General features: G+C 70.2%; 22 protein-coding genes and 1 tRNA gene. 7 read left to right on the forward strand and 16 right to left on the reverse strand.

The genetic code is table 11. The features are described 5' to 3' along the window. Positions 1–56: 56 nt before the first annotated feature. Positions 57–1,361 (reverse strand): extracellular solute-binding protein, encoded by a 1,305-nt coding sequence (locus V5O40_RS13240; protein WP_332905704.1) that lies wholly within the window; start codon positions 1,359–1,361, stop codon positions 57–59. 329 nt (positions 1,362–1,690) lie between these two features. Between V5O40_RS13240 and V5O40_RS13245 the strand changes: the two genes are divergently transcribed. From V5O40_RS13245 to V5O40_RS13255, 3 genes are all read left to right on the forward strand, one after another. Next, positions 1,691–2,773, forward strand: a complete 1,083-nt coding sequence (locus V5O40_RS13245; protein ID WP_332905705.1) for a LacI family DNA-binding transcriptional regulator — start codon at positions 1,691–1,693, stop codon at positions 2,771–2,773. A 196-nt stretch (positions 2,774–2,969) separates the two neighbouring features. Continuing rightward, positions 2,970–4,610, forward strand: a complete 1,641-nt coding sequence (locus tag V5O40_RS13250) for a glycoside hydrolase family 13 protein (protein ID WP_332905706.1) — start codon at positions 2,970–2,972, stop codon at positions 4,608–4,610. A gap of 166 nt (positions 4,611–4,776) precedes the next feature. Continuing rightward, complete coding sequence (locus tag V5O40_RS13255) at positions 4,777–5,178, forward strand: VOC family protein (protein ID WP_332905707.1); 402 nt, start codon at positions 4,777–4,779, stop codon at positions 5,176–5,178. Here V5O40_RS13255 and V5O40_RS13260 read toward each other — a convergent pair. The 5 genes from V5O40_RS13260 to V5O40_RS13280 form a co-directional block, all read right to left on the reverse strand. Beyond that, complete coding sequence (locus V5O40_RS13260) at positions 5,165–5,602, reverse strand: hypothetical protein (protein WP_332905708.1); 438 nt, start codon at positions 5,600–5,602, stop codon at positions 5,165–5,167. The two genes, V5O40_RS13255 and V5O40_RS13260, sit on opposite strands and share 14 nt — an antisense overlap. Before the next feature lie 73 nt (positions 5,603–5,675). Next, the gene (locus tag V5O40_RS13265) at positions 5,676–6,599 is read right to left on the reverse strand and encodes a YihY/virulence factor BrkB family protein (RefSeq protein ID WP_332905709.1); all 924 of its coding nucleotides are present in this window, start codon (positions 6,597–6,599) and stop codon (positions 5,676–5,678) included. Positions 6,600–6,662: 63 nt separating this feature from the next. Continuing rightward, a complete protein-coding gene (locus V5O40_RS13270) occupies positions 6,663–7,232 on the reverse strand; it encodes a 2'-5' RNA ligase family protein (RefSeq protein WP_332905710.1) in 570 nt (189 codons plus the stop codon). Positions 7,233–7,268: 36 nt separating this feature from the next. Beyond that, positions 7,269–8,294 (reverse strand): tryptophan--tRNA ligase, encoded by a 1,026-nt coding sequence (gene trpS / locus V5O40_RS13275; protein WP_269739895.1) that lies wholly within the window; start codon positions 8,292–8,294, stop codon positions 7,269–7,271. A gap of 32 nt (positions 8,295–8,326) precedes the next feature. Then, entirely contained in the window at positions 8,327–9,325 is a 999-nt protein-coding gene (locus V5O40_RS13280) for a hemolysin family protein (RefSeq protein WP_332905711.1), read from the reverse strand. 81 nt (positions 9,326–9,406) lie between these two features. Here V5O40_RS13280 and galE point away from each other — a divergent pair, with 81 nt between their 5' ends. Next, positions 9,407–10,390, forward strand: a complete 984-nt coding sequence (gene galE, locus V5O40_RS13285) for a UDP-glucose 4-epimerase GalE (protein WP_332905712.1) — start codon at positions 9,407–9,409, stop codon at positions 10,388–10,390. Further along, the gene (galK, locus tag V5O40_RS13290) at positions 10,387–11,556 is read left to right on the forward strand and encodes a galactokinase (RefSeq protein ID WP_332905713.1); all 1,170 of its coding nucleotides are present in this window, start codon (positions 10,387–10,389) and stop codon (positions 11,554–11,556) included. Before galE ends, galK begins: the two co-directional genes overlap by 4 nt. Positions 11,557–11,666: 110 nt before the next feature. Here the strand turns inward: galK and cysN are convergent, their stop codons facing one another. From cysN to V5O40_RS13335, 9 genes are all read right to left on the reverse strand, one after another. Beyond that, positions 11,667–12,968 carry a sulfate adenylyltransferase subunit CysN gene (gene cysN, locus V5O40_RS13295; protein ID WP_332905714.1) on the reverse strand — a complete coding sequence of 434 codons (1,302 nt, stop codon included), beginning with the start codon at positions 12,966–12,968 and terminating at the stop codon, positions 11,667–11,669. Further along, the gene (gene cysD, locus V5O40_RS13300) at positions 12,968–13,876 is read right to left on the reverse strand and encodes a sulfate adenylyltransferase subunit CysD (RefSeq protein ID WP_269739900.1); all 909 of its coding nucleotides are present in this window, start codon (positions 13,874–13,876) and stop codon (positions 12,968–12,970) included. The genes cysN and cysD overlap by 1 nt, the downstream gene beginning before the upstream one ends. A gap of 74 nt (positions 13,877–13,950) precedes the next feature. Further along, complete coding sequence (locus V5O40_RS13305) at positions 13,951–14,784, reverse strand: inositol monophosphatase family protein (protein ID WP_269739901.1); 834 nt, start codon at positions 14,782–14,784, stop codon at positions 13,951–13,953. A gap of 181 nt (positions 14,785–14,965) precedes the next feature. After that, positions 14,966–15,556: an aminoacyl-tRNA hydrolase gene (gene pth, locus V5O40_RS13310; RefSeq protein WP_332905715.1), complete on the reverse strand. Its 591-nt coding sequence runs from the start codon at positions 15,554–15,556 to the stop codon at positions 14,966–14,968. Between the two features lie 116 nt (positions 15,557–15,672). Continuing rightward, a complete protein-coding gene (locus V5O40_RS13315; protein ID WP_332905716.1) occupies positions 15,673–16,362 on the reverse strand; it encodes a 50S ribosomal protein L25/general stress protein Ctc in 690 nt (229 codons plus the stop codon). Positions 16,363–16,619: 257 nt separating this feature from the next. Continuing rightward, on the reverse strand, positions 16,620–17,600 hold the full coding sequence (locus tag V5O40_RS13320; RefSeq protein ID WP_164446188.1) for a ribose-phosphate diphosphokinase: 981 nt from the start codon (positions 17,598–17,600) through the stop codon (positions 16,620–16,622). Positions 17,601–17,662: 62 nt separating this feature from the next. Then, on the reverse strand, positions 17,663–19,198 hold the full coding sequence (glmU, locus tag V5O40_RS13325; protein WP_332905717.1) for a bifunctional UDP-N-acetylglucosamine diphosphorylase/glucosamine-1-phosphate N-acetyltransferase GlmU: 1,536 nt from the start codon (positions 19,196–19,198) through the stop codon (positions 17,663–17,665). Between the two features lie 100 nt (positions 19,199–19,298). Next, a tRNA-Gln gene (locus V5O40_RS13330) sits at positions 19,299–19,370 on the reverse strand. A 26-nt stretch (positions 19,371–19,396) separates the two neighbouring features. After that, on the reverse strand, positions 19,397–20,251 hold the full coding sequence (locus V5O40_RS13335) for a helix-turn-helix domain-containing protein (protein WP_332905718.1): 855 nt from the start codon (positions 20,249–20,251) through the stop codon (positions 19,397–19,399). 133 nt (positions 20,252–20,384) lie between these two features. On the opposite strand from V5O40_RS13335, the gene V5O40_RS13340 reads away from it, so the two are divergent. Further along, positions 20,385–21,344, forward strand: a complete 960-nt coding sequence (locus tag V5O40_RS13340; RefSeq protein WP_332905719.1) for an acyl-CoA desaturase — start codon at positions 20,385–20,387, stop codon at positions 21,342–21,344. Positions 21,345–21,450: 106 nt separating this feature from the next. Further along, positions 21,451–22,134 carry a TetR/AcrR family transcriptional regulator gene (locus V5O40_RS13345; protein ID WP_332905720.1) on the forward strand — a complete coding sequence of 228 codons (684 nt, stop codon included), beginning with the start codon at positions 21,451–21,453 and terminating at the stop codon, positions 22,132–22,134. A gap of 5 nt (positions 22,135–22,139) precedes the next feature. Here V5O40_RS13345 and V5O40_RS13350 read toward each other — a convergent pair whose 3' ends face one another. Continuing rightward, positions 22,140–22,616: a DUF4383 domain-containing protein gene (locus V5O40_RS13350; RefSeq protein WP_332905721.1), complete on the reverse strand. Its 477-nt coding sequence runs from the start codon at positions 22,614–22,616 to the stop codon at positions 22,140–22,142. Positions 22,617–22,881 lie beyond the last annotated feature (265 nt).

Consider the following 22,881-nt stretch of genomic DNA (forward strand, 5'->3'; position numbering starts at 1 on the left):
GGTCACGCGACCCTGCCGGGTGCCGAGAGGTCACCGGCTGAGCGCCGGCGGTGAGGTCAGTTCTCGTAGGAGGGGACGACCTCGGCCTTGTACTTCTTCGCGACGGTGTCCAGCGCGGCCTTCGGGTCCTTGTTCTGGATCAGAACCTCGGTGGCCATCTGGTCCAGCGGGCCGAAGAACTGACCGGCCTCGGGGATCCACGGGCGACCCACCCCGGCCTCGACGACCGGCTGGAACGCGGCGACGATGGGGTTGTTCTTGACCGCGTCGAGCTCGTACGCCGAGGTGCGGGTCGGCAGCAGGCCCAGCTTCTCCGACAGGAACGCCTGCGACTCGGCGGAGCTCATGAACTTGACGAACGCGACGGCGGCGTCGACCTTCTCCTGCGGCATGCCGGACCAGATCACGTAGTTGTGGCCGCCGACCGGGCCACCGGCCTTCGCCGAGCCACCCGGCACCGGCGCGATGCCCAGGTTCTCCAGGCCGCCGAAGCCCGGCGCCTGCTGGACGTTGTTGACCTCCCACGGGCCATTGATGATCATGGCGACCTTCTTCTCCTTGAAGAGGGTCATCATGGTGCCGTAGGCGTCGTTGGCGGACGGCTTGACCGCCGCACCGCTGTCGATCAGGTCCTTGGCGATCGCCAGCCCGGCCGCGTTCTGCTCCGAGTCGATGACGATCTTCTTGCTCGCGGTGTCGACCAGATCGCCACCCTCGCCGTACATGAAGGGCAGCAGGAAGTAGCCGGCCGGGTTGATGTAGACGCCCTCGGCGTCGGTCTTCTCCTGGACGGTCTGCGCCGCGGTCTTCAGCTCGGCCCAGGTCTTCGGGGGCGCGCTGATGCCGGCCTCGTTCAGCAGCTCCTTGTTGTACATCAGCGCGAGGCTGTCGGTGACCTGGGGAACGCCGTAGGTCTTGCCGTCGAACTTGTTGGACGCGAGCGGCGTCTCCAGGAAGTCCGACTCGTCGGCGAGCAGCTCGGAGCCGTCCAGCGCGTACAGGTAGCCCAGCGAGGCGAACTCGGGCACCCAGGCGACCTCGGCCCGCAGGATGTCCGGTGCGCCGGAATTCGCCTGTGCGGCGGTCTTGAACTTGTTCTGCGCCTCACCGAACGGCACCGACTGGTAGTTGATCTTGACGTTCGGGTAGGTCTGGTTGAACTTGGCGATCAGCTCCTGGAACGCCGGGCCCTCGTTCTTCGGATCCGAGGTGTCCCACCAGGTCAGTTCTGCGGTGAGGGAAGCGGGGTCGACCGCCGGCTGCTCCTCGGCCGCCTGGTCGTCCTCCCCGCCGCACGCGGCGACGGAAAGGGCGAGAGTGGCAGCGGCGAGTACGGCGATCCCCCTGGCTGTGCGGCGCATGTTCGCTCCTAAATTGCCTGCCGGGTAACGGCGGGGACAGTAGCAAGAACTTTCGAAACTAGAAACCCCTTGCGAACGCCCCGGCAACAACCGTGCTCCATCCGCAACGTCGACCGTCGACAAGTGGTGCCATCTGGGCATATTGCCCCAGACTGGGGTGACCGAACTCCCAACCAGCGTCACCGTACGCACATCTCACGGCCACTCATCGTTCCGACAACCTCAGCTCCGGGCAGGTGTCGTGGGAACGCTCCCGACGACCGCTGCTCGATTCTGCAAGTTCTTGCCGACCAATGCGCAAGAAGTTGGCGGTGAGCTACAGTGCCGCCATGCGCGCTCGCCTGTCCGACATCGCCCAGCAGGCCGACGTCAGCGAGGCCACGGTGTCGCGGGTGCTCAACGACCGCCCCGGCGTGGCACCCGAGACTCGGCAGGCCGTCCTGACCGCCCTCGACGTGCTCGGGTACGAGCGTCCCGCGCGGCTGCGCAAGCGCAGCGCCGGACTGGTCGGCCTGGTGGTCCCGGAGCTGGACAATCCGATCTTCCCGGCGTTCGCCCAGATCATCGAGTCGGCCCTGGCTCCCACCGGCTACACCCCGGTGCTGTGCACCCAGACCCCCGGCGGCGTACGCGAGGACGAGTACGTCGAGATGCTGTTGGACCGGCAGGTCTCCGGCATCGTCTTCGTCTCCGGTCTGCACGCCGACACCGCCGCCGACCACGACCGGTACCGCACCCTGCTCGCTCGCCCGCTGCCGATCGTGATGATCAACGGATACGCGCCGGGCATCCCGGCGCCCTTCGTCTCCTGTGACGACCGGGAGGCCGCCGAGCTGGCCGTGGCCCACCTGGTGGCCCTGGGTCACCGGCGGATCGGCCTGATCACCGGCCCGGACCGCTTCGTGCCGGTGCAGCGCAAGGTCAGCGGCTACAAGGCGGCGATGGAGCGCCTCGCCGGCGTCGACGCCGGCGAGTTGGCCGAGCTGACCGAGCTGTCGCTGTTCGGCGTCGAGGGCGGCGAGGCCGCGGCGGGTCGGCTGATCGAGCGCGGCGCCACCGGGATCGTCTGCGGCTCGGACCTGATGGCGCTCGGCGCCATCCGGGCCGCCCGGCAGCGGGGCATGTCCGTACCGGGGGACCTCTCGGTGGTCGGCTACGACGACTCGCCGCTGATGGCCTTCACCGATCCGCCGCTGACCACCATGCGTCAACCGGTGGCCGCGATGGCGGTCGCGGCGGTCCGGGCACTGGTCGACGAGATCAACGGACACGGTGCCCCGCACTCGGAGTACCTGTTCCGGCCGGAGCTGGTGGTGCGCGGGTCGACCGCCGTGGCGCGGCAGGACGACACGTCCGCACCGAGCGGCCCGCGGCAGCGACCGGCACCCTCCGCGCTGGCGGTTCCGGCGTGAACGGTCCGGCGTGAGCGGTCCGGCGTGAGCGGTCCGGCGTGACGTAGCTCGCGCCCGAGGCGCGACCAACCCTTCTTGCGCAAGAAATGCTTGACTCTTGCAGAGTTGGCGCGGCATTCTGCTCAGACACCCGTGCGCCCCCACCTAGCCCACGCCGGGTAGCCGTCGTACCGCGCCACAGAACGGGGAACACCCGATGACCGTCAGCATCCCGTCGCCGCTGACCTCCGACATCGACTGGTGGCGATCAGCCGTCGTCTACCAGGTCTACGTCCGCAGCTTCGCCGACTCCGACGGCGACGGCGTCGGTGACCTCCAGGGCATCCGGGAGCGCCTGCCCTACCTGCGCGAGCTGGGTGTCGACGCGCTCTGGCTGACCCCGTTCTACACCTCGCCCATGGTCGACGGTGGTTACGACGTCGCCGACTACCGCGACGTCGACCCGATGTTCGGCAACCTCGCCGACTTCGAGGCGATGATCACCGATGCCCACGCGCTCGGCCTGCGGATCATCGTCGACATCGTGCCGAACCACACCTCGGACAAGCACCCCTGGTTCACCGCGGCACTGGCCGCCGCTCCCGGCTCGCCCGAACGGGCGCGCTACCTCTTCGCCGACGGCAAGGGCGACGACGGCGCGCAGCCACCGAACGACTGGGAGAGCATCTTCGGCGGCCCGGCCTGGACCCGGGTCCCCGACGGCCAGTGGTACCTGCACCTGTTCGACCCCGCCCAACCCGACCTGAACTGGCGGCACTCCGAGGTACGCCGCGAGTTCGAGGACATCCTCCGCTTCTGGCTGGACCGTGGCGTCGATGGATTCCGGATCGACGTGGCCCACGGCATGATCAAGGCCGCCGGGCTGCCGGACGTCGGTTTCAACTCGATGACCACCGGCCGACGCCAGTCCGAGCTGCTCGGCAAGGGCCGGCTGCCCTACTTCGACCAGGACGAGGTACACGACATCTACCGCGCCTGGCGGCCCATCCTGGACAGCTACCCGGGCGGTCGGATGGCCGTCGCCGAGGCATGGGCCGAGACACCGCAGCGGCTGGCCCGCTACATCGGCCCGGACGAACTGCACCAGGCGTTCAGCTTCGACTTCCTCGACGCCACCTGGTCGGCCGACTCGTTCCGCAAGGTGATCGACACCGCGCTGGCCGAATCCACGATCGTCGGCGCACCGACCACCTGGGTGCTGTCCAACCACGACCGGCAACGGCACGTCACCCGCTACGGCGACGGCGAGGTCGGGCTGCGTCGGGCCCGGGCCGCCGCGCTGCTGATGCTCGCCCTGCCCGGCTGTGCCTACCTGTACCAGGGTGAGGAACTGGGCCTGCCCGAGGTGCTCGACCTGCCCGACGAGCTGCGTCAGGATCCGGCCTTCCTGCGCACCGGCGAGAGCCGGGACGGCTGCCGGGTACCGATCCCGTGGAGCGGCGACCTGGCCCCGTACGGCTTCGGACCGGCCGGCAGCGCGCTGAGTTGGTTGCCGGCCCCGACGACCTGGCGGGCCCTCTCGGTGGCCGCACAGACCGGTACCCCCGGCTCCACCCTTGAGCTGTACCGGGCGGCGCTGCGGATCCGCCACACCCATCCGGCGCTGGCCGGCCTGGGGGGCATCACCTGGCTGGAGACCGGCCCGGGAGTGCTCGCCTTCCAACGCGAGGCCGCCGGCACCGTGCTGACCTGCGTGGTGAACATCAGCGACGCACCGGTGGTGATCGACGGGTACGGCACGCCGCTGGTCGCCAGCAGCACCCTCACCGAACGCGACTGCGGCCACCTGCTGCCGGTCGACGCGGCGGTCTGGTTCGAGCGGCACCCGAACGGGTAGCCCGCCATCGACTCGGCCGTCCGGCGTGCGACGCGCCGCCGGGCGGCTGGGCACGACCCCTTGTGGTGGGGGGTGCGACGGTGCCGGTGCCCGGGGTGATCCCCGGGGCACCGGCACCGGTGGGTCGTCCGGTGTCGACGACGACCGCCCGGGGTACCGGCAGGCCATGGGCCTTCATGTGGCGCAGTACACGCTGGACATCATCGATCTCGATCTGATGGTCGACTTCTGGTCCGCGGCGCTCGGTTACCGGGTCGACAGCGGCGGCGACGGCAGCGCCAAGCTCTACCCGCCGCCGGACGGCTCGCCGGAGTCACCAATTATCTGGTTGCAGGGCTCGGGCACCCCGAAGCACGGAAAGAACCGGCTGCATCTGGACCTGGTCGCCGACGGTGACCAGGCAGAGGAGGTCCGCCGACTCATCGGTCTCGGTGCCCGACACGCCGACGTGGGGCAGCGGGGCGACGAGGGCTTCGTGGTGCTGGTCGACCCGGAGGACAACGAGTTCTGCGTGCTGGCCCGTCCGCCCCACCGTCCACCACCGGCGGACCGGGTCAACCGCCGGTGAGCTGGGCGGCGATCCGGGCGAACCCGGCACGCAGCTCGGCCACGTCCGGCGCCGGCAGCGGGCCCGTCGCCCGGTCGTGCTCGGCCGCCTCCAGTTCCTCCTCGTCGATGGTGTCCTCGTAGTCGCCGTAGAGGTCGGCCTGGTCCACCCGGGTCACCTCGTCCTGCGCGGCGAGCTGCGCGGCGGCGATCTCTCCCCGGATCTGCTCCACCGACACCGCCGGCACCAGCGGTTCCACCACCGCCATCAGCTGCTCCTCGGCGACCACCGCCTCGGCCAACGCCAACGCGTGCGGTCGCTCGTACGGGCCGCACACCACCGGCTCCCACTCGTCGACCTCACCGAGCGGAGCGAACGTGATGATCCACGGCAGCTCCAGCATCGGCGAATCGGCCGGCAGGTCCAACGTCACGAGTGCCCCCACGCGCCCATCATCGTCGGTGTTCCGGCAGGTGGGGGCGAGTTCGGCGGAAGGTACGACCGCCGGGAGCAGCGGCTCAACCCGCCCCGCCCGGCGTACCGGGATCGGAGTCCACGTCCAGGTCGACAGGCGGACGCCGGCCGGCCAGGTCCACCGTCCGTCCGCGCCGGCTCGTCGCCGCCAGCGCCGCGCCGAAGAGCACCAGTTGGTTGAGCAGGTAGAGGTAGACCAGCAGCCCGACGGCGGTGGCGACCACCGTGTACGCCGGGTTGTGTTCGACCCGCCCCACCCAGAACCGGCCGACGGTGTTGAGCAGGGTGATGCCGACCGCGACGATCAGCACCACCGGCCGCAACCGGGACCGGCTCATCCGCACCCGAGGCACGGCGACCAGCAGCAGCGTGGCCAGTACCGCGTTGACCAGGACGCTGAGCAGCGCGCTGACCGTGGTGAGCGCGAACGAGCCGGTGCTACGCAGCAGGAACCGCAGCAGCGTCTCCAGCGCGTCCACGGCCGCCACCGAGAGGCCGAGAAGCACGAAGACGACCACCAGCACGCCCAGGTCGACCAGGCGGCGCACGACCAGGTTGCCCGGATGCTGGTTGAGCCCGTGGATCAGCCGCTGCGAGGAACGGATCGCCTCCACCCACCCGATCCCGGTCAACACCAGGATCAGCAGACCGACCACCCCGGCGGTGCCGCTGCTGTCGGCCACCTGGGCGGGATCGAGAAACGGCAGGTTCTCGCCGAGGAACTCCTCCGCCGCCGCGCTCACCTCAGGGTTTCCCTCCAGGATCGCGCCGAAGATCGCGTACGCGACCAGGGCCAGCGCGAAGACCGCGAAGAAACCGTAGTAGGCGATGGCGGCGGCCAGCCGGCCGCCCTGCAGATCGGTGTAGAGCACCCCGGCACGCCACAGGTGACCGAAGGCCGGGGAGCGACGGCGCGCGGCGGTCAGCCGGCGGTCGACGGCCGCCTCGACCCGACCCAGAACGTTCACGTCGTCATCCTCACCGATCCGTCGTCGCCGTGTCAGAGGTACCCGACGTGCCGGCCGGGACGGTCAGCCACCCAGCCGGAAGTCCCGGCGTGGCTGCCACCGCGCCTGCCCGCTGTGCGAGAAGAGCGTGAAGTGGTCCACCTCGAACATCGCGGAGAAGTCCGCCAGGTCCTCGTACGCCTTGTCCAGCGCCTCCGGCGCGACGTCCTGGGCGACCGTCACGTGCGGATGGTAGGGAAAGCGAAGCTCCCGGCGTAGCTGCGGGGCGGCATTGATCGCGGCGGCGAGCAGTTCGCACTCGCTGATGCCGGCGGCGACCGCGACGAAGACCACCTGGGTCACCGGCCGGAAGGTGCCCGTACCGCGCAGGTGCAGGCTGAACGGCAGGTGGGCGGCGGCGACCCGGGCCAGGTGCCGCTCCACCGCCGGCAACGCGGCCACCGGAATCTCCGTCGGCCCGAGCAGGGTGACGTGCGCCGGCACCGCGTTCGGGTCACCGGCCGCCAGCCGACGCCTTGTCAGCAGGCCGCCCCACGGCTCCGGGATGTCGACCGCGATGCCGATCTGGACACTGTCGCCGACCGCCGGCGCTCCGGTCCCCTGATCCACGCTGCACGCCACCCCTCCGGCCATCGGCCCCTGCCCGCACCGCCGCCCTCGCCCGGGCGGTCACTCACCGCGTACCGGAGGGAAGAACCCCACCCGCTCGTACGCGGTACGCAACGTCGGCGCCGCCACCGCACGGGCCTTCTCCGCGCCGGCGGCGAGGAGCTTGTCCAACTGGGCGGGGTCGTCGAGGTACGAACGGGTGCGCTCCTGGATGGGGCTGACGAACTCCCGGACCACCTCGGCGAGATCCTTCTTCAGGTCCCCGTAGCCCTTACCGTCGTAGGCCGCGACCAGGTCGTCCACGCTGCGACCGCTCAACGCCGAGAAGATGGTGAGCAGGTTGGAGATCCCCGGTTTGGTCGTCTCGTCGAAGACGATCTCCCGGCCGGTGTCGGTCACCGCCGACCGGATCTTCTTCGCCGAACGCGCCGGGTCCTCGAGCAGGTCGACGATGCCGCCCGGCGACGAGGACGACTTCGACATCTTGGCGGTCGGGTCCTGCAGATCGGTGATCTTCGCGGTGGCCTTGACGATGTGCGGCGCCGGGACCGTGAAGGTCCGGCCGAACAGCGAGTTGAACCGCTGCGCCAGGTCCCGGGACAGCTCCAGGTGCTGGCGCTGGTCCTCACCGACCGGTACGGCGTTGGCCTGGTAGAGCAGGATGTCGGCGGCCTGCAGGATCGGGTAGGTGAACAGGCCGACGCTGGACCGCTCGTTGCCCTGCTTCTGCGACTTGTCCTTGAACTGGGTCATCCGGCTGGCCTCGCCGAACCCGGTGAGGCAACCGAGCACCCACGCCAGCTGGGCGTGCTCGGGCACCTGGGACTGCACGAACAGGGTGCAGCGTTCCGGGTCCAGACCGACCGCGAGCAACTGCGCGGCGGCCACCCGGGAACGCTGGTGCAGCACCTTCGGGTCGTGCCCGGCGGTGATGGCGTGCAGGTCGACCACGCAGTAGAACGCGTCGTGCGACTCCTGCAACGCCACCCAGTGCCGCACCGCGCCGAGATAGTTGCCGAGATGGAACGAGTCGGCGGTCGGCTGGATGCCGGAGAAGACGCGGGGGCGGACGGGAACGTCGGACATGCCGGCAATTCTGTCAGCTGGCCCGGCGTACGTCATGACGGGCCGGCGGGTCGGGCCGGGTCGGCGGCCGAGAGCACCTCGCGCCGCTGCTCGGGCAGGCGCGCGGCGGTGACCGCCAGCCGGGCCACCCGTCGACCTTCCAGGGTCAGCACCCGCAGCAGCAAACCACCGCCCGGCGTCCCCGACGATTCGGCAGGGACCGGCACCTCGTCGCCCGGCCCCGGCAGCCGCCCCAGCGCGGCCATCACGAACCCGCCCACCGTCTCGTACGGCCCCGGCGGCAGGGACACACCGGTGCGTTCGGCGAAGTCGGCCAGATTGAGTCGACCGTCCACCATCGCCGGCAGCCCGGTGCACCCGGGCTCGGGGGTGTCCGCGTACTCGTCGTGGATCTCACCGACCAGTTCCTCGATCAGGTCCTCGCAGGTGACGATGCCGGCGGTGCCCCCGTACTCGTCGACCACCACCGCCAGGTGATGCCCCTCCCGTCGCATCTCCGTCAACGCGGCGAGCACCCGTTTGCTGGCCGGCAGCCGCTTGACCTCCCGGGCCAGCTGACCGACCGTGGTCCCCGGTGCCCGGTCCGGGCCGAGCAGCAGGTCACGCAGGTGCACGACGCCGACCACGTCGTCATGGGTGCCGTCCACCACCGGATAGCGGGTGTGCGGACCGGCCCGTACCAGCGGTTCCGCCTCGACGACCGGCAGCGTCGCGGAGAGGAACACCACCTCGGTGCGGGGCATCATCACCTCACGCACCAGGCTGGCACCGGCCACCAGCACGTCGTCGATGATGCGCCGCTCCACGGGATCGAGGACCGTGTTGACGGCGACCAGATCCCGCAGTTCCGCCTCACTTATCCGCTCCCGGCCGGCGGTCGGGCCGGCACCCAGCAGGTCGGTGACGAGCCGCAGGGCACCGTCGGCGGCCCGGACCACGACCCGGGCGACCGCTCGAGCCAACGGACCCGGCTGGCGGCGGTGCAGGTCGTGGCCACGCCGTCGGGGTATGCGCCGACGCGAGGCCCGCATGGGAGTGATGGTAACCAGCCCAGGGCCGTAGGGTGACCACCACGAGGCCGCGACCGTGCCGGCCAGGCGGGAGGAACCGACGTGAAACTGCTCGTCACCGGCGGGGCCGGCTTCATCGGCAGCGTGGTGACCCGGATGCTGCTCGACGCCGGACACGAGGTGGTCGTGCTCGACGATCTGCGCACCGGCCATCGGGCCGCCCTGGCTCCCGACGCCACCCACATCGAGGCCGGCATCCACGACGCGGGCAAGGTACTCACCCCGCAGGCCGGCTTCGACGGCGTACTGCACTTCGCCGCGCTGATCGCCGCCGGTGAGTCGATGGTCGCCCCCGAGCGGTACTGGCACAACAACACCGTCGGCACCCTGGCGCTCATCGACGCGGTGCGGACCGCCGGCGTACCACGGCTGGTGTTCTCCTCGACCGCCGCCGTCTACGGCAACCCCACCGAGCTGCCCATCCCGGAGACCGCCGTCAAGGCACCCACCAACACGTACGGGGCGACGAAGCTCGCCGCCGACATGGCGCTCACCTCCGAGTCGATCGGGCACGGCCTGGCCGCCGTGTCGCTGCGCTACTTCAACGTCGCCGGTGCCCACCTCGACGGTGACGTTGTCCTCGGCGAACGGCACGACCCCGAGACCCACCTCATCCCGATCGCCCTGGAGGTGGCCGCCGGCCGGCGGGACAAGCTGCAACTCTTCGGCGACGACTACCCCACCGTCGACGGCACCTGCGTCCGCGACTACATCCACGTCTCCGACCTGGCCCGGGCCCACCTGCTCGCCCTGGACGCGGCCACCGGCGGCCAGCACCGCATCTACAACCTCGGCAACGGCAACGGCTTCAGCAACCGGCAGGTGGTCGAGGTCGTCCGCGAGGTCACCGGGCACCCGGTGCCGGTCGAGGTGGCACCGCGCCGCGAGGGCGACCCGGCCGAGCTGGTCGCCTCCTCCGCCCTGGCCCGCGCCGAGCTGGGCTGGGAACCGCGCAAGCCCACCCTGCACGACATCGTGGCCGACGCCTGGGCCTTCTACCGGGCACAGGTCCTGGACCGCCGGTGAACAGTCGCTCCGACACGGTGGCCGACCGCGCCACCAGCCGCTTCCAGCACGCGTACGGCCAGGCGCCCGCCGGCCGCTGGGCGGCCCCCGGCCGGGTCAACCTGATCGGTGAGCACACCGACTACAACGACGGGTTCGTGCTGCCGTTCGCGCTGCCGCTGCGTACCGTCGTGGCGGCCACGCCGCAGCCGACCGGCAGCTGGACGGTCTGCTCGGAGCTGACCGGCGAAACGGTCAGCTTCGGCACCGACGAGGTGACCCACCCCGGTCGGGTGACCGGTTGGGCGGCGTACGTGGCCGGGGTGGTGTGGGCGCTGCGGGAGGCCGGCCACGCCGTGCCCGGTGCCCGGCTGGCCGTCGCCTCGGACGTGCCGCTCGGCGCGGGACTCTCCTCCTCCGCCGCGCTGGAGGCCGCCGTGCTCGCCGCCCTCGTCGACCTGGGCGGGCTGGACCTGCCGGCTGAACGACAGCCCCGGCTGGCCCAGCGCGCCGAGAACCGGTACGTCGGCGCGCCCACCGGCATCATGGACCAGTCCGCGGTGATCCGCTGCCGCGCCGGACACGCCCTCTTCCTCGACTGCCGCACCGAGCGGGTCGAACACATCCCGTTCGACCTCGACGGCGCCGACCTCGCGGTGCTGGTGATCGACAGTCGCGCCCCGCACCGGCACGCCGACGGCGAGTACGCGGCCCGCCGCGCCAGCTGCGAGAAGGCGGCCGGCCTGCTCGGCGTACCCGCCCTGCGTGACGTGCCGTCCGCTGGTCTCGACGAGACGCTGGCCCGGCTGCCCGACGACGAGACCCGCCGCCGGGTCCGCCACGTGGTCACCGAGGACCAGCGGGTGCTCGACACCGTCGCGCTGCTGCGCGCCGGGCAGGTCCGGCGGATCGGGCCGCTGCTCACCGCCTCGCACGCCTCCATGCGTGACGACTTCGCCATCACCGTCGCCGAGGTGGACCTCGCGGTCGAGGCCGCGCTGACCGCCGGGGCGCTCGGTGCCCGGATGACCGGTGGCGGCTTCGGCGGCTGCGTGCTGGCCCTGGTCGAGGCGGACCAGTCCGACCGGGTGGGGGCGGCCGTCACCACCGCCTACGCCGACCGTGCCTTCGCTGCCCCCACCGTGACCACCGCCACCCCCGCCCCAGGCGCCACCCGCCTGGACTAACCCCACCCCACCCCGTTGATCAAGAAGTTTCGGTCGGGATCCAGCGCAGTCGCGACCAGAACTTCTTGATCAACCTGGGGTGGGGTGGGGTGGGGTGAGGTGGGGTGGGGTCAGGGGGTTTCGACGATCATGCCGGCACCGACCGTACGGTTGGTGGCCTCGTCGATGATGATGAAACCGCCGGTGGTGCGATTGCGGCGGTACTCGTCGGCCAGCAGCGGGATGGTGGTCCGCAGCCGGACCCGACCGATCTCGTTGAGCCGCAGCTCGGTCGCCGACTCGTCGCGATGCAGGGAGTTGATGTCGAGGCGGTAGTGCAGACCCCGGACGATGGCCCGCGCCGCACGGGTCGTGTGCTTGATCGAGTACTTGCCGCCGACCTGCAACGGACGGGTCTCGTCCATCCAGCAGATCATCGCCTCGATGTCCTGGGCCACCGCCGGCGCGTTGTTCGGCCGGCAGATCATGTCACCACGCGAGATGTCGATCTCGTTCTCCAGGCGTACCGTCACCGACATCGGCGGAAACGCCTCCGCGACCGGCCCGTCGGCGGTCTCCACCGCGGCGATCCGGCTGGTGAAGCCCGAGGGCAGCACCATCACCTCGTCACCCGGCTTGAGCACCCCCGAGGCCACCTGGCCGGCGTAGCCCCGGTAGTCGGTCACCGTGGTCGACTGGGGACGGATCACGTACTGCACCGGGAAGCGGACGTCGACCAGGTTACGGTCGCTGGCGATGTGCACCCGCTCCAGGTGGTGCAGCAGCGCCGGGCCCTCGTACCAGGGCATGTTCTCCGAACGGCTGACGATGTTGTCGCCCCGCAACGCGGAGATCGGCACCACCGTCAGATCCGGCACGTCCAGCTTCGCGGCGAACGCGGTGAACTCGTCGGCGATCCGCTCGAAGACCTCCTGCGAGAAGTCGACCAGATCCATCTTGTTGACGCAGAGCACCAGGTGCGGCACCCGCAACAGCGAGCAGAGGAAGGCATGCCGGCGGGACTGCTCGACCAGACCCTTGCGGGCGTCCACCAGGATCAGCGCCAGGTCAGCGGTGGAGGCACCGGTGACCATGTTCCGGGTGTACTGGATGTGCCCGGGGGTGTCGGCGATGATGAACTTGCGCCGAGGCGTGGCGAAGTAGCGGTACGCCACGTCGATCGTGATGCCCTGCTCCCGCTCCGCCCGCAACCCGTCGGTGAGCAGCGCCAGGTTCGTGTACTCGTCACCGCGGGCCGCGCTGACCGCCTCCACCGCCGCCAACTGGTCGGTGAACAGCGACTTCGTGTCGTAGAGCAGCCGACCGATCAGGGTCGACTTGCCGTCGTCGACACTCCCGGCCGTGGCGAAACGCAACAGGTCCATCGGCCGGCCCTCGGCGACCGCACTGGTCGCCAGAGTCTCGGTGCTCATCAGAAGTAGCCCTCCCGCTTGCGGTCCTCCATCGCGGCCTCGCTGACCCGGTCGTCACCCCGGGTCGCGCCCCGCTCGGTGATCCGGGTCGCGGCGACCTCGTCGATGACCTTCTCGACCGTGTCCGCGTCGGAACGCACCGCCGCCGTGCAGGAGGCGTCGCCGACCGTGCGGTACCGCACCCGGGCCTTGAACCGCTCCTCACCGGCCCGCGCCGGCAGGAACTCGTTCACCGCGTAGAGCATCCCGTCCCGCTCGACCACCTCACGGTCGTGCGCGTAGTAGATCGACGGCAGCTCGATCCGCTCCCGGGCGATGTAGTGCCACACGTCCAACTCGGTCCAGTTGGACAGCGGGAACACCCGGATCGACTCGCCCGGATGATGCCGACCGTTGTAGAGCGCCCACAACTCCGGCCGCTGGTTCTTCGGATCCCACTGGCCGAACTCGTCCCGGAAGCTGAACATCCGTTCCTTCGCCCGAGCCTTCTCCTCGTCCCGCCGCGCCCCGCCGAAAAGGGCGTTGAAACGGTGCTTCTCCACCGCCTCCAGCAGCACCGGCGTCTGGATCCGGTTACGCGTGCCGTCCGCCGGCTCCCGGACCAGACCGCTGGCCAGCGCCTCCGGCACGCTGGCCACCACCAGCTGCAGGCCCAGCTCGGCCACCCGCCGGTCGCGGTAGTCGAGCACCTCCGGGAAGTTGTGACCCGTGTCGACGTGCATCACCGGGAACGGAATGTGACCCGGTGCGAACGCCTTCTGCGCCAGCCGGAGCATGACGATCGAGTCCTTGCCACCGGAGAACAGCAGCACCGGCCGCTCCAACTCGGCGACCACCTCGCGCATCACGAAGATGCTCTCCGCCTCCAGCGCGTCGAGATGGGTGACCTGGTAGGCAGCACTGGTCATGACACCGGCTCGATTCGCTCGGTCATCCGCTTTCCAGACCTTTCCGGTCGGGGATGTCAGGAAGTAGCGACAGGCTACCCGCAATGCCGCTGCAACGCCGCAAGTAACCGGCTGGCGAGATCCTTACGGCACACCAACAGGTCCGGCAGGCGCGGATCCGCCTCGTTGTATTTCAGCGCAGAACCATCGATCCGGGAAGCGTGCAGTCCGGTGGCCGTCGCCACAGCCACCGGCGCCGCCGAGTCCCACTCGTACTGCCCGCCGGCGTGGATGTACGCGTCCACCTCACCGGTGATCACCGCGGCGATCTTCGCCCCGGCCGAACCCATCGGCACCAACTGCGCCCCGACCTCCTCAGCGAGATCGGTCAGGAACACCGGCGGCCGGCTGCGACTCGCCGCCAACCGCAACCGCCCCGCGCCACCCACCGTCGCCGCCTCCGGCGTCATCGGCGGATAGGCCGGCGGCAGGTCCGTGCCCAGCACCCGGTGCTGCGCCGGCAGCCCGACCGCACCGGCGACCAGACCGTGCGACGTGGCCGCGTTACGCGCCCAGAGCGCGACATGCACCGCCCAGTCCGCGCGCCCCTCCTCGCTGAACTCCCGGGTGCCGTCCAACGGGTCGATGATCCAGACCCGGTCGGCGGTCAACCGCGACACCGCACCGGCGTTGACCTCGGCCGCCCACGCCAGCCGGGAACCCTCGTCCTCCTCGGAGAGCACCGCGTCGCCCGGGCGCCACCTCGCCAGCTCGGTACGGATCAGGTCGTGCGAGACCTTGTCCCCCGCCGACTTCAACGCACCGGCATCGGCGAACCCCATCTCCGCCCGCAGGCCCAGCAGCGCCTGCCCGGCCCGATCCGCCAGCCACCGCGCGAACGCCCCGTCGATCATCGGTGGACCGCTCATGCTTCCGCTCCCGTCACCACGATCCGCGTACGCCGAGCGGCCGGCCCCGCCCCGACCGCCGAAACCCGCACACTACCGGGCCACCGGCGAACCCGACCGCCACAGCCCGCCCCCGACGGGTGTGTCGACGTCACCAGCAGAACCGAGGCGAAGGTCAAACGGGGGCACTTCGGCGCCCGCGCTACACCCCGTGGTAGAGGTTCTGGGTCGGCTCCACACCCCGGCTGACCACGGATTCCACCACGTCCGCGGCCCGATCCACCAGGAAGTCCAACTCCTTGCGCTCCACCGTGCCGAAATCCGACAGCACATAGTCCGCCGGATCCTGCCGCCCCGGCGGTCGACCGATCCCGAACCGCACCCGCACATAGTCCTTCGTGCCGAACGACTTCGACATCGACCGCAGGCCGTTGTGCCCGCCCTCGCCGCCGCCGCACTTGACCCGCACCTGGCCGTAGCCGATGTCCAGCTCGTCGTGCACCGCGATCACCCGCCCCGGCGGCACCTTGTAGAACTGCGCCAGGCTCACCACCGGCCCACCGGACAAGTTCATGTAGGTCAGCGGCTTGGCCAACACCAGCTTCGGCCCGCCCAACCCCAGCCGACCCTCCGCGACCTCCGCCACCGCCCGCCGGTGCCGGCCGAACTTCGCACCCAGCCGACCAGCCAACAGGTCGGCGACCATGAACCCGACGTTGTGCCGGTTGCCCGCGTACTCCCGGCCCGGGTTACCCAGACCCACCACGAGCCACGGCCCGGTCTCGTCCGTCACCGCCCGCCCCTCCCGCTCGTACCGGCGGTCAACCACCACCCGCGCCGCCGATCATCCGATACGCCGACAGGCGCCCCCGAAGAACCGGGGACGCCTGTCGCAAAACTGCGAGACTGTCAGGCCTCGGTACGACCCTCGGCGCCCGCCTCGCCCTCGGCGGCCGGCGCCTCGGCAGCGCCCTCGGTGACCTCGCCGACCTCGGCCTCGGCCTCCTCGGTGGCCTCCTCGACCTCGGGCAGCGTCGACTCCAACTGCTCGGCGGTCGGCGCGGCGGTGATCGAAGCGATCAGCATCTCCGGGTCGGCGGCCAGCTCCACACCCGCCGGCAGCGCCACGTCAGCGGCGGTGATCTGGGAACCCGGCTCGGCGCCCTCGATCGAAGCCTCCAGGTGATCCGGCACCTTCGTCGCGTCGGCGGTCACCGAGAGGGTGTCGTGGTCGTGCACGATCAGCGTGTCGCGCCCGGCCTCACCCGTGAGCTGGACCGGGACGTCCACGGTGACCTTCTCGCCCCGCCGCACCAGCAGCAGGTCGACGTGCTCGAAGGTGTCCTTGATCGGATCCCGCTGGATCGCCTTCGGCAGCGCCAGCGCCTGCGTGCCGTCGCTGATGTCGAGCGCGAGGAGCTGGTTGGCCCCACCGTTACGGATGGCGGCCGCGAACTCGCGGGCCGGCAGCGCGATGTGCTTGGGCTTCTCGCCATGGCCGTACAGCACGGCGGGCACCTTGCCGGCCCGGCGGGTACGACGGGCACCACCCTTGCCGAACTCGGTGCGGGGCTCGGCGCTGATCTTTACCTCGGACACGGGGAAACTCCTGATGCTTCGCTGCGGCAGCTTGTCGTCTGGCGGTGCTGGGCGGGGGGCTCGCAGGGGCTCATGCGTCAGAAGACTGCCCGGAGCACCGCGTCGATCACGGTGCCTCCGTGCGGCGCTTCTCAGCGGCCCGCAGGGCACCCTCGCCGTGGCAACCGGACCAGTCTACCCGAGCGATTTCCCGGGTTTCCGGCAGTCCCCGTACCCGGCCGGACACCCCGCCCAGCCGACTCAGTCCCGCACCGCGCTCAGCTCAGCCCGCCGAAGAGGGTGGTCACCGAACCGTCGTCGAAGACCTCGCGGATGGCCCGGGCCAGCAGCGGCGCGATCGACAGCACGGTGAGCTTGTCCAGCTGCTTCTCGGGCGGCAACGGGAGCGTGTTGGTCACCACGACCTCGCTGATCGGGCTGTTCTTCAACCGCTCCGTCGCCGGATCGGACAGCAACGCGTGGGTGGACGCCACGATCACGTCCGCCGCCCCCGACTCCTTCAGGATGTCCGCCGCGCGACAGATCGTGCCACCCGTGTCGATCATGTCGTCGACGATCAGGCAGACCCGACCCTCGACCTCACCGACGACCCGGTTCGCCACCACCTGGTTCGGCTTCATCGGATCCCGGGTCTTGTGGATGAAGGCCAGCGGGCAACCACCCAGTCGGTCCGTCCACCGCTCGGCCACCCGTACCCGGCCCGAGTCCGGCGCGACCACGGTCATCGGACGGCCCGCGTACTTGCGCTCCACGTACTCGGCCAGGATGTCCATCGCGAAGAGGTGGTCCACCGGGCCGTCGAAAAAGCCCTGGATCTGCGCGGTGTGCAGGTCCACGGTGAGGATGCGGTTCGCCCCGGCGGTCTTCAGCAGGTCGGCGACCAACCGCGCGGAGATCGGCTCCCGGCCGCGGTGCTTCTTGTCCTGCCGGGAGTACGGATAGAACGGCAGGACGACCGTGATCCGCTTGGCCGAACCACGCTTCAGCGCGTCGACCATGATCAGAGTCTCCATGACCCAGGTGTTCACCCCGTGCGTGACCGACTGCACCACGAAGGCGTCCGAGCCACGTACCGAGTCCTTGAATCGTACGAAGATCTCGCCGTTGGCGAACTCGTACGCGTCGGCCGGTGTCGGCGCGACGCCGAGCACCTCACCGATCTCCTTGGCCAACTCCGGAAAACCACGCCCGGAGAAGAGCATCAGGCTCTTGCGGTTTTCGGCGACGATGCTGCCCATGGGCCCGTCTGCTCCCGTATTCGGTCGGCGGTACCCGGCCTGCGGTGGTGGTCGGCCGGGGACTATTCGGTTGCAGTATCTCCCGGCTCGGGCGTACCGCCCACCGACTCGGCACCGCCGTGGATTGGCTCACCTTCGCTTGCCGACGACGGGACGGCCGGAGCACCCTGCGTACCGCCCAGGGCACGCTCGGCCGCCTCGGCGGCGGCGGTACCCGCCCGACGCTTGAGTACCCAGCCCTCGATGTTGCGCTGCCGGGCCCGAGCCACACCCATCGCACCCGCCGGCACATCTTCGATGATCACCGAACCGGCGGCGGTGTACGCCCCGTCACCCACCTCGACCGGCGCGACGAACATGTTGTCCGCGCCCGTCCGGGCATGACTGCCGATCACCGTGCGGTGCTTGCGCACACCGTCGTAGTTCACGAACACCGACGCCGCACCGATGTTGCTCTGCTCGCCGATCGTGGCGTCACCCACGTACGTCAGGTGCGGCACCTTCGAGCCGGCGCCGATCTCCGAGTTCTTCACCTCGACGAACGTGCCGACCTTCGCCCGCTCCGCCAGCCGAGCGTCCGGCCGCAGGTACGCGTACGGCCCGACGCTGGCGCTCGGCCCCACCTCGGCGCCGACCGCGTGGCTGCGCACCACCGTCGCGCCGGGACCCACCACCGTGTCGATCAACGTCACGTCCGGCCCGACCACCGCGTCGGCGCCCACCACCGAACCGCCCCGCAACTGGGTGTTCTGATCCACCACCGCGTCCCGGTCCAGGGCCACGGTGACGTCGATCCAGGTGGTCTCGGGGTCGAGCAGGCTGACGCCGGCCCGCATCCACCGCTCGTTGATCCGGTCACGCAGCAGCCGGCGCAACGCCGCCAGCTCCACCCGGTCGTTGCAGCCGAGCGTCTCGGTGTGGTCGACGGCCAGGTGCACCCCCACCGGCTCGCCGGCGGCCACCAGCATCTTGAAGACGTCGGTGAGGTACTCCTCGCCCTGGTCGTTGTCGGTCGACAGCTTGCCGAGCACGTCCCGCAGCCGAGCCGCGTCGAACGCGTAGATGCCGGCGTTGATCTCCCGAAGCGCCAGCTGGGCGGCGGTCGCGTCACGCTGCTCGACGATCTGCTCCAGCCGGCCCGTGGCGTCCCGCACGATGCGTCCGAGCCCGGTCGGGTCCGGCACCTCCGCCGCGAGCACGGTCGCCGCGGCGCCCTCGCCCTCGTGCGCCGCCACCAGCTCACCGACCGTCTCCGGCCGCAGCAACGGCACGTCGCCGTTGAGCACCACCACCGTGCCGGTGACCTCCGGGGCGGCCTCCAGCGCGATCCGCACCGCGTGCCCGGTGCCGAGCTGTTCGGCCTGGTGAACCGCGGTGGCCTCGGGAGCGATCCCGGTCAGGTGGGCGCGAACCTGGTCGGCACCGTGCCCCACCACCACCAGGGTGCGCGCCGCACCCAGCGGGTCGGCCGCGTTGAGCACGTGGCCCACCAGCGTCCGGCCGAGCAGCGGGTGCAGGACCTTGGGCAACGAGGACTTCATCCGCTTGCCCTCACCGGCGGCGAGCACGACGACGGTACGGGTGTGGGGCTCGGGCACGACGTGGCTCCCGTCGGAACGCGGACAGTCTCGCGGCCATGCTAACCAGACATTCCGACCTGCTCGGCACGGGTACGAGGATCGGCAGTTGAGGCGATTGCTGGGGTGCCTGGATTCGAACCAGGAGCTCAAGGCTCCAAAGGCCTGCGGGTTGCCGTTACCCCACACCCCATTGACATGTCAAGCCGACAGGTCACATCAACCCACGCACACGCGTTCAGCCGCGGACCGGAACAGCTCGGCGATCATACCCTCTATTCGCCAGTAGAGCTCACGGCTACGCGACACGTTGATCACTAGACAGCCTCGGTACTGGTCGCCGGTGTTCCGACGGACGGTGGCGGGATTGTGCTTCTTCAGCGTTGCCTGGCGGAAGCGCTCGCGTGGTACGCCGAGTTCGGCCGCCCACCACTCGGCCGCCGCGTCCGGATCAGCGGTTTCGTGGATGCTCACCCGGTAGGTCGGCACGGCGGGGTCGACGCCGCAGACTTCGAGGAAGCGTAGGAAGAGGGCGAGCAGGCCAGGGTCGCTGTTGATGAACTGCACGTGGTCATCACGACGCCACGGCTTCGACTTGGTGCCCTCGCACCAGTAGATCGCCGCACCGACGATGAGCAGATCACGCTCATCGAGCTGACCGACCATCTTGGCGGCGACCGCGTGCGCCTTCGCCCGAGCCTCGTCCCGCGCCCGGCGGTGGTCCGCCCACCGCGCGTCGGCCATCGTCTTCGCGTGGGCACGCCGACGCTCCCGCTCCTCCTCGGGGTCGCGCTCCAGCGGAATGTGCCGCACCCAGAGGTACGCCGTCGACCGGCTCACGCCGAGCCGTCGCGCGATCTCCGGCACCGGATGTCCCGTCGAGCGCAGCGCCACCGCCTCGGCGCGCAGGTCGTCCTTTGCCCGGGGGCGTCTGGTCCGGTCCGGCGCGGGGACGCCCCGCAGCAGCTCATGGATCCGGTTCCGGCCGAGGCCCGTACGAGCGCGGATCTCGCGCACCGAGAGCTGCTCCTCGGTACGCAACCGGCGCACCTCGGTGGCGTCGAAAGCGGTCATGCGGTGCAGGTTAGAACGAGCGTACGACACGTCGGGCATCCATTCGCATCGCTGTCCGATGCGATCTACCGGACCCTTAAGTTACGGTGACGTAGGCGTAGATTCGCGAACCGACCGTCCCCTGCGAGGTGCCATGTCCGCCACCGTGCTCGATCCGCAACCGGCCACTCCCAAGCCACTCACCCAGGGCACCCAGTCACGCGGCATCCTGATCGCGCTCTGGTCCTTCGTGGTGATCCCGTTCGCGGCGCTGATCGCCGCCGTGCCGGTGGCCTGGGGGGGCTGGCTCAGCTGGGTCGACGTGGGCATCGCCGCCTTCTGGTACGTGCTGTCGGGCCTGGGCATCACGGTCGGCTACCACCGTTACTTCACGCACGGATCGTTCAAGGCCAAGCGGTGGTTGCGCATCGCGATGGCGGCCTCGGGCTCCCTCGCCGTGCAGGGCGAGATCATCCAGTGGGTGGCCGATCACCGGCGGCACCACGCCTTCTCCGATCTGGAAGGGGACCCGCACTCGCCGTGGCGGTTCGGGGCCACCCTGCGTGGCCTGACCAAAGGGCTGTTCCATGCGCACATCGGCTGGTTGTTCGGCCGGGAACTGTCCAACCGGGAGCGCTTCGCGCCGGACCTGCTGGCCGACCGGGACATCCGGCGGATGGACCGGCTCTTCCCGGTGCTGGTGATCGTCTCGGTGCTCGGGCCGGCGCTCATGGGCTGGCTGTTGACGTGGTCCTGGCAGGGCGCGTTGAGCGCACTGTTCTGGGCGGGACTGGTCCGCATCTCGTTGCTGCACCACGTCACCTGGTCGATCAACTCGGTGTGCCACGTGTACGGGGAGCGGCCGTTCATGATGCGTCACGGCGACCGGGCGGCGAACTTCTGGCCCCTGGCGTTGCTGTCCTTCGGCGAGAGCTGGCACAACCTGCACCACGCCGATCCGACGAGTGCCCGGCACGGGGTGCTGCGGGGGCAGATCGACATCTCGGCCCGGGTGATCTGGCTGTTCGAGAGGCTCGGCGCGGCGTGGGACGTGCGCTGGCCGAGGCCGGAACGGATCGCGGCGAAGCTGGCCAAGCCGGCAGCCCCGCGGTAACCGGGCGGCCAACCCGCAAGTTACCTGGCAGTATGTTCGGGTGACCGGGCGGAAGACAGGCAGCATCCCACGACAGGGCGTCACCGAGCGCCAGCGAGGTGACGAGATGGCCGAGACTCCCCACGAGGAGGGTGGCAGGCGACGGCGCGTGGTGCCGGCGCCGGGCAAGCCGCCGGCCCGGGTACGCATGTCCGCCGCTCAGCGTCGCGAGCAGTTGATCTCGATCGGTCGGCAGATCTTCGCCGAGCGCGGTTTCGACGCCACCTCGATCGAAGAGGTCGCGTCGCGGGCGAAGGTTTCCAAGCCGGTGGTCTACGAGCACTTCGGCGGCAAGGAGGGGCTCTACGCGGTGGTGGTGGACCGGGAGGTCCGGTCCCTGCTGGATCGGATCACCACGGCGTTGACCGCGGGTCATCCACGGGAGCTGCTGGAACAGGCCGCCCTGGCGCTGCTCGGCTACATCGAGGAGGAGACCAGCGGGTTCCGGGTGCTGGTGCGGGAGTCGCCGGTGCTCTCGGCGACCGGCAACTTCAGCAGCGTGATGAACGACGTGGCGCACCAGGTGGAGCACATCCTCGGCGCGGAGTTCTCCAGCCGAGGTTACGACCCGAAGTTGGCCGAGTTGTACGCGCAGGCGCTGGTGGGCATGGTCGCGTTGACCGGCCGCTGGTGGCTGGAGGTGCGTAAGCCGCGTAAGGAGACGGTCGCCGCGCACCTGGTGAACCTCTCCTGGAACGGGTTGTCGCACCTGGAGGCCAAGCCGGGGCTGATCACCGCAGGCGGACGCTGAGTGGTTCAGCGCCGGTGGATCTCGGCGACGGGGTGGTTCCGGCGGCTTCGCTCGGCCTCGGCGTCCTCGTGCGGACCGACTTTGTCGTAGAGGCCGGTGCCGAGCAGGATCAGGCCGAAGAGCATTGAGACGATCACCGTGGACATGGAGAAGTTCAGGAAGTTGGCCTCGGTCTGCAGCACCGACATCATCAGGATGCTGGTGACCAGGAAGACCGCTCCGGCGGTGAGGTTCATGTAGTGGCCGAGGTTGGTGCGCCGGGACGCGCCGATGATGAGCACGATCCCGAAGGCAATGGAGACCAGCGAGAAGGCCAGGTTGGTGCGGAGGCCGAGAGCCCAGTTGCCGTTCCGGCCGAACAACGGGTCACCCCAGGTGAGGGCGGTCCCCCAGACGCCGAAGATCAGGATGTAGAGCCCGACCAGACCGGACAGCGCCCGGTAGAACGGCCGCGCCGGGTGGTTCACCGGAAAGTGCGGCATCGGCTCCTCCACGCAAAGCGGGACAACAACGACATTGTCCCCCGACCACGTGGTTCACGTCCCCCGAACGCCAATCCAGCAGCAGCAAACCGCCGCGAGGCTGGCCGAGGCGCAACCAGCCTCTAGATCCCCGCCCCCGGCCGGGCGCTCCGGCGGATGCGCAACCCCGACAGGTTTTCGCCGGAGCCCGACCCGCGCAGGGATCAAGCCTGACCGCCCGGAGCGGGTCGGGCTCCCACCTTCCACGTCCATGCAACGTTCGTCT

It is taken from the genome of Micromonospora palythoicola (genome assembly GCF_036689795.1).
GTDB lineage: Bacteria > Actinomycetota > Actinomycetes > Mycobacteriales > Micromonosporaceae > Micromonospora > Micromonospora palythoicola.

Excerpts from the sequence above, each read along its gene's own strand:
- V5O40_RS13340 (WP_332905719.1), top strand. The coding sequence starts at position 20,385 with ATGTCCGCCACCGTGCTCGATCCGCAACCGGCCACTCCCAAGCCACTC.
- V5O40_RS13270 (WP_332905710.1), bottom strand. The coding sequence starts at position 7,232 with ATGGCCGGAGGGGTGGCGTGCAGCGTGGATCAGGGGACCGGAGCGCCG.
- V5O40_RS13245 (WP_332905705.1), top strand. The coding sequence starts at position 1,691 with ATGCGCGCTCGCCTGTCCGACATCGCCCAGCAGGCCGACGTCAGCGAG.
- trpS (WP_269739895.1), bottom strand. The coding sequence starts at position 8,294 with ATGTCCGACGTTCCCGTCCGCCCCCGCGTCTTCTCCGGCATCCAGCCG.
- cysN (WP_332905714.1), bottom strand. The coding sequence starts at position 12,968 with ATGAGCACCGAGACTCTGGCGACCAGTGCGGTCGCCGAGGGCCGGCCG.
- V5O40_RS13320 (WP_164446188.1), bottom strand. The coding sequence starts at position 17,600 with ATGGGCAGCATCGTCGCCGAAAACCGCAAGAGCCTGATGCTCTTCTCC.
- V5O40_RS13250 (WP_332905706.1), top strand. The coding sequence starts at position 2,970 with ATGACCGTCAGCATCCCGTCGCCGCTGACCTCCGACATCGACTGGTGG.
- V5O40_RS13350 (WP_332905721.1), bottom strand. The coding sequence starts at position 22,616 with ATGCCGCACTTTCCGGTGAACCACCCGGCGCGGCCGTTCTACCGGGCG.
- V5O40_RS13240 (WP_332905704.1), bottom strand. The coding sequence starts at position 1,361 with ATGCGCCGCACAGCCAGGGGGATCGCCGTACTCGCCGCTGCCACTCTC.
- V5O40_RS13335 (WP_332905718.1), bottom strand. The coding sequence starts at position 20,251 with ATGACCGCTTTCGACGCCACCGAGGTGCGCCGGTTGCGTACCGAGGAG.
- V5O40_RS13255 (WP_332905707.1), top strand. The coding sequence starts at position 4,777 with ATGGGCCTTCATGTGGCGCAGTACACGCTGGACATCATCGATCTCGAT.
- V5O40_RS13305 (WP_269739901.1), bottom strand. The coding sequence starts at position 14,784 with ATGAGCGGTCCACCGATGATCGACGGGGCGTTCGCGCGGTGGCTGGCG.
- V5O40_RS13280 (WP_332905711.1), bottom strand. The coding sequence starts at position 9,325 with ATGCGGGCCTCGCGTCGGCGCATACCCCGACGGCGTGGCCACGACCTG.
- V5O40_RS13345 (WP_332905720.1), top strand. The coding sequence starts at position 21,451 with ATGGCCGAGACTCCCCACGAGGAGGGTGGCAGGCGACGGCGCGTGGTG.
- cysD (WP_269739900.1), bottom strand. The coding sequence starts at position 13,876 with ATGACCAGTGCTGCCTACCAGGTCACCCATCTCGACGCGCTGGAGGCG.